This window comes from Caulobacter sp. SRI_008 (assembly GCF_057586355.1).
The window spans coordinates 18,326-30,980 of record NZ_JBYCZS010000019.1; the positions used below are offsets into that span (position 1 = coordinate 18,326).

At 68.0% G+C, this 12,655-nt stretch carries 6 protein-coding genes; all 6 read left to right on the forward strand.

The window, feature by feature from the left end:
- Window positions 1-3 precede the first annotated feature (3 nt).
- The 6 genes from edd to AC2YHT_RS17040 all read left to right on the forward strand — a co-directional run bounded on the left by edd (window position 4) and on the right by AC2YHT_RS17040 (window position 12,293).
- The gene (gene edd, locus AC2YHT_RS17015; protein ID WP_487290957.1) at window positions 4-1,815 is read left to right on the forward strand and encodes a phosphogluconate dehydratase; all 1,812 of its coding nucleotides are present in this window, start codon (window positions 4-6) and stop codon (window positions 1,813-1,815) included.
- A gap of 16 nt (window positions 1,816-1,831) precedes the next feature.
- A complete protein-coding gene (gene glk / locus AC2YHT_RS17020; protein ID WP_487290958.1) occupies window positions 1,832-2,821 on the forward strand; it encodes a glucokinase in 990 nt (329 codons plus the stop codon).
- A gap of 257 nt (window positions 2,822-3,078) precedes the next feature.
- A complete protein-coding gene (locus AC2YHT_RS17025; protein WP_487290959.1) occupies window positions 3,079-4,101 on the forward strand; it encodes a LacI family DNA-binding transcriptional regulator in 1,023 nt (340 codons plus the stop codon).
- Window positions 4,102-4,449: 348 nt separating this feature from the next.
- Window positions 4,450-7,377: a TonB-dependent receptor plug domain-containing protein gene (locus tag AC2YHT_RS17030; RefSeq protein WP_487290960.1), complete on the forward strand. Its 2,928-nt coding sequence runs from the start codon at window positions 4,450-4,452 to the stop codon at window positions 7,375-7,377.
- Window positions 7,378-7,737: 360 nt separating this feature from the next.
- Entirely contained in the window at window positions 7,738-10,704 is a 2,967-nt protein-coding gene (locus AC2YHT_RS17035; RefSeq protein ID WP_487290961.1) for a TonB-dependent receptor, read from the forward strand.
- A gap of 80 nt (window positions 10,705-10,784) precedes the next feature.
- Window positions 10,785-12,293 (forward strand): tryptophan halogenase family protein, encoded by a 1,509-nt coding sequence (locus AC2YHT_RS17040; protein ID WP_487290962.1) that lies wholly within the window; start codon window positions 10,785-10,787, stop codon window positions 12,291-12,293.
- Window positions 12,294-12,655: the final 362 nt, after the last annotated feature.

Genomic DNA, 12,655 nt, shown 5'->3' on the forward strand with positions numbered 1-12,655 from the left:
CAGATGGCCCTCAATCCCGTCATCGCGCAGATCACCCAGCGGATCGTCGAGCGCAGCCGCCCGACCCGCGAGGCCTACATCGCCCAGATGGAGGCCGCCGCCCTGGCCCAGCCGGGCCGCGCCAAGCTGTCCTGCGCCAACTGGGCCCACGCCTTCGCCGCCTCGCCGGCCGCCGACAAGGTGCGGGCGCTGGATCCGAACGCGCCGAACCTGGGCATCGTCTCGGCCTATAACGACATGCTGTCGGCCCACCAGCCGCTGGAAGAGTATCCGGCGCTGATCAAGGAGGCCGCCCGCGAAGTCGGCGCCACGGCCCAGTTCGCCGGCGGCGTGCCGGCCATGTGCGACGGCGTCACCCAAGGGCGTCCGGGCATGGAGCTGTCGCTGTTCTCGCGCGACGTCATCGCCATGGCCACGGCCGTCGCCCTGACCCACGACGCCTTCGACGCGGCCATGTACCTGGGCGTCTGCGACAAGATCGTGCCGGGCCTGGTGATCGGCGCCCTGGCCTTCAGCCACCTGCCGGCGGTGTTCGTGCCGGCCGGTCCGATGACTTCGGGCCTGCCGAACTCGGAGAAGGCCCGCATCCGCGCCCTCTACGCCGAGGGCAAGGTCGGCCGCGACGAGCTGCTGGCCGCCGAAAGCGCCAGCTATCACGGCCCGGGCACCTGCACCTTCTACGGCACGGCCAACACCAACCAGATGCTCATGGAGCTGATGGGCCTGCACCTGCCGGGCTCGGCCTTCGTGCATCCCAACACCCCGCTGCGCAGCGCCCTGGTCAAGGAATCGGCCCGCCGCGTCGCCGCCGTCACCCACAAGGGTAACGACTGGATCCCGGTCGGCCGGGTGATCGACGAGAAGGCCGTGGTCAACGGCGTCGTCGGCCTGATGGCCACCGGCGGCTCGACGAACCTGGCTTTGCACATCGTGGCCATGGCCCGGGCGGCCGGGATCATCCTGACCCTGGAAGACCTGGACGACATCTCCAAGGCCGTGCCGCTGCTGGCCAAGGTCTATCCGAACGGCTCGGCCGACGTGAACCACTTCCAGGCCGCCGGCGGCATGGCCTTCGTGGTGCGCGAACTGCTGAAGGCCGGCATGGCCCACGAGGACGTGCTGACCATCGCCGGTCCCGGGCTGTCGAACTACCACCAGGAGCCCTACCTGGACGGCGACGAGCTGAAGTGGCGCGAAGGCCCGGAGACCTCGCTGGACGAGGCCATCCTGCGCCCGGTCGACAACCCCTTCAGCAAGGAAGGCGGCCTCAAGCTGCTGGCCGGGAACCTCGGCCGCGGCGTGATCAAGATCTCGGCCGTGAAGCCCGAGCACCACGTGATCACCGCGCCCGCCGCCGTGTTCCAGGAGCAGGAAGACTTCATCGCCGCCTTCAAGCGCGGCGAGTTGGAGCGCGACGTTGTTGTGGTGGTGCGCTTCCAAGGTCCTTCCGCGAACGGCATGCCCGAACTGCACAACCTGTCGCCGTCGATCTCGGTGCTGCTGGATCGCGGCTTCAAGGTGGCCCTGGTCACCGACGGCCGCATGTCGGGGGCCTCGGGCAAGACGCCGGCCGCCATCCACGTGACGCCGGAAGCCGCCAAGGGCGGGCCGCTGGCCTACGTCCAGGACGGCGACGTCATCACTATGAACGCCGACACCGGCGAGCTCTTCATCCATGTGGACGAGGCCGAACTCCTCGCCCGCACGCCTGCACCAGTCCCGGCGTCCAAGCCGGGCTTCGGGCGCGAACTTTTCAGCTGGATGCGACACGGGGTCGGCGCCGCCGACGCCGGCGCGTCCGTGCTGTTTGCTTAAAGGGAACGGGAAACCCATGAACGGCGCCAACGCACACGGGCTCGGCCTGGTCGGGGATATCGGCGGCACCAACGCCCGCTTCGCCCTGGTCGACTTCGACGGCCCCGATCCCCGCCTGATCGAGCCCACCGCCTACAAGGGCGAGGACTACGAAACGGCCGAGGACGCCATCGAGGACTATCTGGCCAAGGTGGGGGTCAAGCACCCCGACCAGGCCGTGGTCGCGGTGGCGGGTCCGATCGAGCATGGCGCCGTTCACTTCACCAACATCGACTGGCGCCTGTCGGAAGACAGCCTGCGCCGCACGGGCGGTTTCCGTAACGCCCGCCTGATCAACGACTTCACGGCCCAGGCCCTGGCCGCGCCGCGCCTGTCGCCGAAGGATCTGCGCCAGATCGGCCCGTTGCCGACTTCGGGCGAAGGCGATCTCGCCATCATCGGCCCGGGCACCGGCTTCGGCGCCGCGGGCATGGTGCGCCGCCACGGCTGCGACACCCCGCTGACCACCGAGGGCGGCCATATCTCGTTCGCGCCGGTGGACGACATCGAGATCGAGATCCTGCGCGGCCTGCAGGCCAAGTACGGCCGCGTGTCGGTCGAGCGGATCCTGGCCGGCCAGGGCATGGAGGACCTGCACGTCCTGCTGGCCCAGATCGAGGGCCGCCCGGTCGAGGACCTGGCCGCCAAGGCGATCACCGAAGGCGCCGTGGCCGGCCGCGAGTGCTGCAAGACCACGGTCGAGCGGTTCTGCGCCATCCTGGGCTCGACGGCCGGGGATCTCGCCCTGGCGCTCGGCGCACGGGGCGGGGTGTTCATCGCCGGCGGCATCGCCCCCCGGATCGTCGACCTGCTGGAAGCCAGCGCCTTCCGCGAACGCTTCGAGGCCAAGGGCCGTCTCTCGGACTACGTGAAGGCCATCCCGACCCACGTGATCCTGCATCCCCACACCGCCCTGATCGGGGCTGCGGTGGCGATGACGCCGGACGGTCAGGCCTCGATTTCGTAGGGTTTCTTCTCTCCGAGCACCCCCGCGCAGGCGGGGGTCCAAGCTGACTTTCAAGGTTAGGCGAGGCCGCGGATCGACCCGCGGACTCGGCTTGGATCCCCGCCTTCGCGGGGAACTTTCGGGGTAGGGGCGGTCTCTTGGCGAGAGCCCCGAACCGCCGTTTTCAGCAGCCCCGTCCAAAAAGGGGTCGCCTTGACAAGGTTGTCATGGCCTGTTGTCTCGCTTGAAGGCTGAATCACGCCGCGCGAGGCCCTTACTTGAACGCCAAGGTTACGATCCACGACGTCGCCCGCCTGTCGGGCGTATCGATCAAGACCGTGTCGCGGGTGCTCAACCGCGAGCCCAACGTCAAGGCCGACACCCGGGACCGGGTGCAGGAGGCCGTGGCGTCGCTGAACTATCGGCCCAACATCTCGGCCCGGAGCCTGGCGGGCTCGAAGGCCTATCTGATCGGCGTGTTCTTCGACAACCCCAGCCCCGCCTACGTCACCGACGTGCAGCTGGGGGCGATCGGGCGGTGCCGGACGGAAGGCTATCACCTGATCGTCGAGCCGCTCGATTCCACGGGCGACATCGAGGAGCAGGTGGAGCCGATGCTGGCGACCCTGCGCATGGACGGGGTGATTCTGACGCCGCCGGTCTGCGACAACGCCCGGGTGCTGGCCGTTCTGGACGCCGAGGGCGTGCCATATGTGCGCCTGTCGCCCGACAAGGATCTCGATCGCTCGGCCTATGTGCGCATGGACGACGTGGCCGCCGCCTATGACATGACGGCCCACCTGATCAAGCTGGGCCACAAGGACATCGCCTTTATCAAGGGCCACCCCGACCACGGCGCGGCCCACCTGCGCTATGACGGCTACGCCAAGGCCATGGCCGACCACGGCCTGACGGTGCGCGAGGACCGCGTGGCCCAGGGCTACTTCTCGTTCCGCTCGGGCTTCGAGGCGGCCGAGACCCTGCTGGCGGGCGAGGACCGGCCGACGGCGATCTTCGCCTCCAACGACGACATGGCCCTGGGCGTGATGGCCGTGGCCAACCGCCTGCGTCTGAACGTGCCCGAGACCCTGTCGGTGGCCGGCTTCGACGACACCCCCGGCGCCAAGGTCGTCTGGCCGCAGCTGACCACCGTGCGCCAGCCGATCCAGGCCATGGCGGCGGCCGCCGCCGACCTGCTGCTCAGCGGCGACCTGAAGGGCGAGGAGGGCGCTCCGCCGCCCTCGCGCCTGCTCGACTTCGAGCTGGTGGTCCGGGAGTCGACCGGTCCGGCGGCGGGCTGAGGCTCAACCGCCAGGCGCGCGCTCTACAGAGCTTTCTCGTATCACGCTCGAATCGCGCCCGAGTCGGATTCGACCTTCTAAGACCAGTCGAGAGCACGGTGGTGGTCGGCGCAACATTGCGCAAAAATATCAGGGCGCTACTTTTCCGATTACCGTGTCTGATCTTTCCAGGATCACGCGTTTCCATCTCTCTAGCTGACTAGATTTCGGGCGCCAAAGGTGTGGCCGCGCGGACAATGTTCGCTGAAATCGATGTTCATCGTATACCGTTTATTCAATCCGATATTCCGCCGTTCCACCATTTCCCCAGGCGCCCCGGGAGCGGGCGTTACAGCAATGGGGAACTAAATGAAGCTGCGCTATCGACGAGGCGTTCTGGGCCTCGGAATCCTGGCCAGCGCCAGCGCCATAGCGCTGACGGCCGCCGCTCAAACCACCACCTCAGGCAGTCCCGACGAACCGGCCGAGGTGGAGCAGATCGTCGTCACCGGCTCGCGGATCCGCCAGCCGAACCTGACCTCGATCAGCCCCCTGACCAGCATCGGCAAGGACGAGATCGCCAAGCAGGGCGTCACCAATGTCGAGACGATGCTCAACAGCCTGCCGCAGGTGACCTCGGGCTACACCTCGGCGACGTCGAACGGCGCGACGGGCACGGCCTCGGTCGACCTGCGCGGCCTGGGGGCGGCCCGCACCCTGGTGCTGATGGACGGCCGGCGCCTGGTGCCCGGCGACCCGACCTTCCCGGTCGCCGACCTCAACACGGTTCCTGCGGCGCTGGTCGAGCGCGTCGACGTGGTGACCGGCGGGGCTTCGGCGGTCTACGGCTCGGACGCCGTGGCCGGGGTCGTCAACTTCATCATGAAGCACGACCTGGAGGGCGTGAAGCTGAACGCCTCGGTCAGCTTCAATAACCACCACAACAACGATTCCGCCGAGCGCGCGCTGCTCGATTCCAGCGGCTACACCAAGCCCGACGAGTGGGTGAACGACGGCTTCGTCTATGACTACAACATCGCCGCCGGCTTCAACACGCCCGACGACAAGGGCAACCTGACGGTGTTCGGCGGCTACCGGCAGTCGTCGGCGGTGACGCAGGACAGTCGCGACTATTCGGCCTGCTCGATCTCCAACGCCGGCACGACCCCGGCCTGCGTCGGCTCGTCCAACGCCGCCACCGGCTTCTTCAACATCGGCGGCACGCGCTACACGACCACCAGCAGCGGCACGTTCCGGGCCTACACCTCGGCCGACGCCTTCAACTTCGGCCCGTACAACTACCTGCAGCGCTCGGACAAGCGCTACACCCTGGGCGAGTTCGCGCATTACGAGGTCAATCCCAAGGCCGACGTCTATCTCGACACCACCTTCGTCGAGGACAAGACGACCGCCCAGATCGCGCCGGCCGGCCTGTGGCGCGGCACCGAATACACGATCAACTGCGACAACCCGCTGATGTCCGCCCAGCAGAAGGGCATCCTCTGCGGATCGACGACCTCGACCGACAGCGTCACCATGAGCGACCTGGGCTACCGCCTGACCGCGGGCGGGCCGCGCCAGTACACCCTGAAGCACCGCAGCTATCGCGGCACGCTGGGCGTTCGCGGCGATCTCAACGACGCCTGGTCGTACGACAACTACATCCAGTACAGCCGGGCCGAGTTCGCCCAGCGCACGGTCGGCGAATACTCGACGGCGCGGATCAACAACGCCCTGCAGGTGGTCAACGTCAACGGCGTGGCGACCTGCAAGTCGGTCGTCGACGGCACCGATCCGTCGTGCGTGCCGCTCGACATCTTCACGGTCGGCAACGTCAGCGACGCGGCCCTGGCCTATATCGGCGCGGTCAGCACCACCGGCGGCTCGACCACCGAGTCGATCGCCAGCGGCTCGCTGAGCGGCGACCTGACGGAGTACGGCGTCAAGAGCCCCTGGGCGAGCCAGGGCGTGGGCGTGGCCTTCGGCGCCGAGTATCGCCGCCAGACCCTGAACTACACCGCCGACGAGGTGGCCCAGGAAGCCGGCACCGTGCCGGTCAAGGGCGCCTTCAACGTCGGCGAAGTGTTCGGCGAACTGCGCGCGCCGCTGCTGTCGGACAAGCCCTTCGTCAAGGCGCTGGACTTCGAGACCGGCTACCGCTGGTCCAACTACAGCACCGCCGGCGAGACCCAGAGCTACAAGTTCGGCCTGACCTGGAGTCCCGACGACCAGGTGCGGGTGCGGGCCAGCTACAACCGCGCCGTCCGCGCGCCGAACATCCTCGAGCTCTACACCCCGCAGGGCATCGGCCTGTTCGGCGGTTCGGATCCTTGCGCGGGAACCAGCCCGACGGCGACCCTTGCCCAGTGCCAGGCGACCGGCGTCACCGCCGCCCAGTACGGCACCGGCGTGATCAGCGAATGCCCGTCCAGCCAGTGCAACGAGCTCTATGGCGGCAACGAGGAGCTGAAACCCGAGAAGGCCGACACCAAGTCGATCGGCGTGGTGCTGACCCCGGCCTTCCTGCCGCGCTTCAGTCTGTCGCTCGACTGGTACGACATCAAGGTCACCGACGTGATCGGCGGCATCTCGCCGACCGTGATCCTCAGCCAGTGCCTGACCACCGGCGCGGACTACTTCTGCAAGCTGATCCACCGCTCCAGCAGCGGCTCGCTGATCGGCACCGACGGCTACATCGTCAGCACCAACCTCAACACCGGCTATCTGTGGACCAGCGGCGTCGACATCAACGCCAACTACTCGGTCGAACTGCCGGCGATGGGCGGCCGCGAGTGGGGCGGGCTGAAGTTCGAGCTGACCGGCGGCTATCGCGACAAGTACCGCACCGAGCCGCTGCCGGGCCTGGGCAGCTATGACTGCAAGGGGCTGTACGGCCCGACCTGCGGCCTGCCGCAACCGGCCTGGCGCCACAACTTCCGCACCACCTGGGAAACCCCGTGGAAGGACGTCGAGCTGTCGCTGGCCTGGCGCTACATCGGCGGCTCCAAGCTGGACATGAACACGTCGGATCCGTTCCTGACGGGCGGCGACGGGTTCTATGACGCTCTCGACGCCAAGATCGAGGCCTACAACTACTTCGACCTCACCACGAGCTTCAAGGTGAAGGGCAACACCGTGCGGGTGGGGGTCAACAACCTGTTCGACAAGGACCCGCCCGTCCTCGACAGCTCCGGCTACGGCGTCTCGAGCGCACCGTACGGCAACGCCAACACCTATCCGGGCATGTACGACTCGCTGGGTCGCCACGTGTTCATCGCCCTGTCGGCCGATTTCTAGCCCGGTCGCCAGCCCGTCGCGGACGCTTGCCTGTCCGTGACGGTGGACGCCCCGGCGCCTCGTGCGCCGGGGCGTGTCTTTTTTCAGGGCGGGGCGAGCGTCGCGCCACCTTGTGGTGCAAGGGCTGACGTATTTAGCGGATAAGTCGTACAATTACGGAAAGCGAATTTTGTTACGCGGTTGACAGCGTTGTCCATTGACAGCGCTGTCGCATTACTCATAGGTTGCAGTCGCCGGCTCCCCAGAAGGGCCGGAAAGCAAGGGAGGATGCGCAAGGCATCCCGAAAACTTGGCGAACTCACTGCGTCGACGCTGTCGGCGGAGATCGGCTCTCTGCGGCCGCAATCTAGGGGAATGCTCATGATTTCGAAGACTTACGCGACCAGGGCCGCGCTGATGGCGGCGGCCTCCACGGTCGTTCTGCTGAGTGCGGGCCAGGCCTTGGCCCAAACCGCGGCCACCGACGCGGCGGCTCCGGCCGCGGCGCAAGAACCATCAGAAGTTGAGGCTGTGATCGTCACCGGCTTCCGCGCCTCGCTGCAGAGCGCGCTGGCCGCCAAGAAGAACTCGACCCTGATCATCGAGTCGGTCACCGCCGAGGACATGGGCAAGTTCCCTGACCAGAACATCGCCGAGTCGCTGCAGCGCCTGCCCGGCGTGCAGATCGACCGCGAGAACGGCCAGGGCACCAAGGTCCGCATCCGCGGCCTCGACCAGAACGTCACGGTGCTCAACAACGACATCTTCGTCTCGGGCCTGGAGCTGTTCCGCCTCGGTGAAGGCAAGATCAACCAGACCAACTCGCTGGAAGGCATCCCGTCCGAGCTGATCGGCGGGGTCGACGTCTACAAGTCGCCCGACGCTTCGCTGCTGGAAGGCGGCCTTGGCGGCATCATCAACCTGAAGACCCGCAACGCCCGCAGCCTGCGCGACGACATCACCATCGCCGGCGACCTGCGCGGCAACAAGGCCGGCGAGACCGACTGGAACCCGACCGGCTCGCTGGTGCTGGGCTACAAGTTCAGCGACCGCTTCGCCGTGCTGGGCACGATCTCGTACGACAAGACCGAGACCCACACCGACGTGCTGGGCGGCGAGAACCGCGGCGGCTGGGCCTATAACGACCGCCCCGTGGCCGGCGGCGCGACCCTCGACGTGTGGTCGCCGGAATACCGCTACGCCACCTATCGCGACCTGGACCGCAAGCGCCTGGGCGCCTCGCTGAACCTCGACTTCGCGGTGACCGACGCCCTGCAGCTGACCGGCGACTGGTTCCACTCGGACCTGAAGATCAAGACCAGCGAATCCTCGATCAAGTTCCCGTTCGCCAACGAGAACGCCACCTATGCGGCCGGCGCTAGCGTCGACGGCAACGGCGTGCTGCAGTCGGGCACGGTGACCGCCAACTCGGCCGAAGGCACCTCGTACTTCCAGAACGCCGAGGCCAAGACCGACAACTTCCAGGTCGCCCTGAACTGGGACAACGGCGGGCGGCTGACCGGCAGCGTGCGCGGGGCCTATTCGACCGCCGACTACCAGAGCTCCAGCGCCAACGCCGACGTGCGCTACACCCAGTACACCGTGCGCAACGGCACGGCGGCGGGCCTGGTGCCCAACGCCACCGCGCCGGCGACCTTCACTTACAGCTACGCCAACGGCGACAATCCGAAGTTCACCCCGGCCAATGCGGCGCAGTTCACCACGCCGTCGAGCGTGTTCGCCAAGTCGCACTGGGTGTTCGGCGAAGACACCCAGATCGACAACACCTCGATCCGCGGCGACCTGAAGTACCGCCCCGAATTCGGCGAGACCGGCAGCCTCGTGCTGAGCGCCGGCGTGCGCTACGCCGAACGCAAGATCGACTCCGAGTTCTGGCAGCTGCTGGCCGACTATTCGGGCAAGGGCGAGCTGAACGCCCATGCCCTGGGCCTGGGCGACTGGACCCCGTACGGCTACTTCCAGGACGGGGCCATCGGCTTCAAGTCGTGCGGCCTGCCGGCCGGCACGGCGGGTCGTCCGAACTGCGGTCAGACGGCCACCGACGACGGCCGCTTCGGCGCTTCGCCGGCCCTGATCACGCCCTACCAGACCGCGGCCACCACGCCCGGCCGGTTCGAGACCCTGACCGTGGGCGGCATCACCGCGCTGTTCCAGAACCGCAGCCAGATGAGCAACCCGACGGCCTGGCTGTCGGCCCTCTATCCCTCGACGCCGTTCAAGAAGTTCGCCGACCCGATCCAGTCGTTCCGGATCAAGGAGCGCACGACGACCGGCTACGGCATGGTCGACCTGGGCGGGCGTGAAGACAGCTATCACGTCAACGCCGGCGTCCGCGTGGTCCGCACCGAGCTGACCATCGACTCCAGCGGCACCCCGACCTCGCCCTGGTACTGGGGCACCGACAGCTGGAACGGCGTCATCGCCAATCCGGACGCCATCAAGACGACGCGCGAATATACCGACGTCCTGCCCAGCGCGAGCGCGGTGTTCGACATCAACGACAGCGACAAGGTGCGCGTCTCGGCGGCCCGCGTCGTGTCCCGCCAGGACCTGTTCCAGCTGGGCCAGGGCTCGGCCTTCAACTTCACCCGCAGCTCGACGCCGGGTCCGAACCTCAACCGCTTCCTCTACACCAACGGCAGCGGCGGCAACCCGGACCTCGACCCGTACCGCGCCTCGCAGTTCGACATCGCCTATGAGCGCTACATCGGCGCCAGCGGCATCATCTCGGGGGCGTTCTTCTACAAGAGCGTCGACTCGTTCATCCAGACCGACACCGTGCCGCGCACCGTGGCCGACGGTTCGGTCGAAGGGGCGACCCTGGGCGTCTACACCGCTCCGGTGAACGGCGACGGCGGCAGCATCAAGGGCGTCGAACTGGCCGCCCAGTACGCCTTCGACAACGGGTTCGGCTTCAACGCCAACTACACCTACTCCGACTCCGAGACCTCGAAGTCGAACGACTACGACAGCAACCTGCCGATCCCGGGCGTCGCCAAGCACGCCTTCAACCTGCAGGGCTACTACGAAGGCCACGGCTTCGAGGCCCGGGTGTCCTACGCCTGGCGCGACAAGAGCTACCAGGGCGACTTCTCGTTCGGTTCGGGAACCGACCGCCACAGCCTGGGCACCTGGGAGCGGGCCTATGGCCAGCTCGACGCCCAGGTCGGCTATGCGGTGACCCCGGCGATCAAGATCGTGCTGGAGGGCATCAACCTGACCGAGGAGCCCACCGGCCGCTATCTGCAGTGGGAGAACCTGCCGTTCCGCTACGCCACCGGCGACCGCCGGATCGTGCTGGGCGCGCGGTTCAAGCTGGGTCTCTAACCACCCTGCGCCGGCGGCGGGCTGCAAGCCGCCGCCGGCGTTCTTTTCTGTCTTCCTGAAAACGAGCGGAGGAGGGCGGCATGGATCGCGCGATCGGCTCCATCGTCATTCTGGGCGGCGGCACGGCGGGCTGGATGGCCGCGGCGGTGCTGGCCCAGGTGCTGCGCGGCACGGGAACCTCGATCACCCTGGTCGAGAGCGCCGACATCCCGACCGTCGGCGTGGGCGAAGCCACCATCCCGCCGATCGTCGATTTCCTGCGGCTGCTGGAGATCGACCAGGCCGAGTTCATGGTCGCCACCGAGGGCACCTTCAAGCTGGGCATCCGCTTCGACGACTGGACCACGCCCGGCGAGCGCTACTGGCATCCGTTCGGGACCTTCGGCCCCACGATCGACCGGCGGCCCTTCCACAACATGTGGCACCGCTTGCGGGCGGCGGGCGATGATCCCCGCGTCGAGGCCTACAACCTGTCGGCCGCCCTGGGCGACGCCGGCAGGATGGCCTTCGCCGATCCCCGGGCCGGGGGCGTGGGGCCGAGCGGCGGCCTGCGCCACGCCCTGCATTTCGACGCCGGCCTTGTGGCGCGCTTCCTGCGAACCTGGTCGGAGCGACGCGGCGTCACGCGGCTGGAGCGCAAGGTCGAGGGCGCGGTGCTGCGGGGCGACGGCTTCGTCGAGGCCGTGGCCCTGAAGGGCGGCGGCCATCTGGCGGCCGACCTCTTCATCGACTGCAGTGGCTTTCGCGGCGTGCTGATTGAGGAGGCGCTGAAGACCGGCTACGAGGACTGGAGCCGCTGGCTGCCCTGCGACCGGGCGGTGGCCGGCCTGACGGCGCGGGATCCGAACCCGCCGCCCTTCACCCAGGCCGCCGCGCGGCCGGCCGGCTGGCGCTGGCAGATCCCGCTGCGCCACCGCACCGGCAACGGCTATGTCTATTCCAGCGCCCACGTCGGCGACGACGAGGCCCTGGCCGATCTCACCCGCGAGGCCGGACCCCTGCTGTCGGAGCCGCGCCTCCTGCGGTTCACGGGCGGGCGGCGCAAGGCGTTCTGGAGCCGCAACGTCGTGGCCCTGGGCCTGGCGTCGGGCTTCCTGGAGCCGCTGGAGTCGACCAGCATCCACTTCGTGACCAGCGGCCTGATGAAGCTGCTCGACCACTTCCCCGACAAGGATTTCGACCCGGCCAACATCGCCGCCTACAACAATGGGCTGATCGCCGAATACGAGGCCGCGCGCGACTTCATCGTGCTGCACTACCAGCCGACCCGCCGTGAAGAGCCGTTCTGGCGCGAGCGGGCGGCGGCGATCCCTGACACCCTGGCCGAAAGGCTGGAGCTCTATCGCGGCACGGGCCGCATTCCGTTCCGGCCAGGCGAGCTCTTCACCGACCTGTCGTGGTTCTACGTGCTGGAGGGGATGGGCGTTCGGCCGGCGGCTTATGACCCGCTGGTGAACTTCTCCAACCTCGCCGAGACACGGGCCGGGCTGGCCGGTTGGCGGGGCAGGGTGGCGCAGGGCGTTGCCGAGGCGGCGAGCCATGACGCGGTGCTCGACGCCATCGCCGCGCGGGCCCGGCCGGCGGCTTGAGCAGCGAAAAGGCGATCCTGGAGCGAGGCTTCCACGGACGCCAAAAGAGGATGGACAGCGCTGTCAATTCATGGTGTCTGACAAATGTGACCGCTATCGCCGAGCGCCTCGACAGGCCCTCGGCGCGGCGGATCGAAAAGAAACAAGGGAAGGAAACCGTTGGGGCCGTGCGGCGCGAAACCGCGCCCGGCCCTCCTGAGTGCATCGTCTTCATCCCGCTCCAGCGCCGACGCCCTGCGTCGGTGGGGATGACGCCCGACGGCCGCCGGTCCCCCCCGGTCGTCGGGCGGACCTCTGGAGACCCCTCCTGCAAGGGGTTGCTCCCACTGCGGCGCGGCGGATCCGCCGCGCCGTTCTTTTCC

Bases quoted from the DNA above. Each gene is read 5' to 3' on its own strand.
- edd (WP_487290957.1), top strand. From the start codon at position 4: ATGGCCCTCAATCCCGTCATCGCGCAGATCACCCAGCGGATCGTCGAG.
- AC2YHT_RS17040 (WP_487290962.1), top strand. From the start codon at position 10,785: ATGGATCGCGCGATCGGCTCCATCGTCATTCTGGGCGGCGGCACGGCG.
- AC2YHT_RS17035 (WP_487290961.1), top strand. From the start codon at position 7,738: ATGATTTCGAAGACTTACGCGACCAGGGCCGCGCTGATGGCGGCGGCC.
- glk (WP_487290958.1), top strand. From the start codon at position 1,832: ATGAACGGCGCCAACGCACACGGGCTCGGCCTGGTCGGGGATATCGGC.
- AC2YHT_RS17030 (WP_487290960.1), top strand. From the start codon at position 4,450: ATGAAGCTGCGCTATCGACGAGGCGTTCTGGGCCTCGGAATCCTGGCC.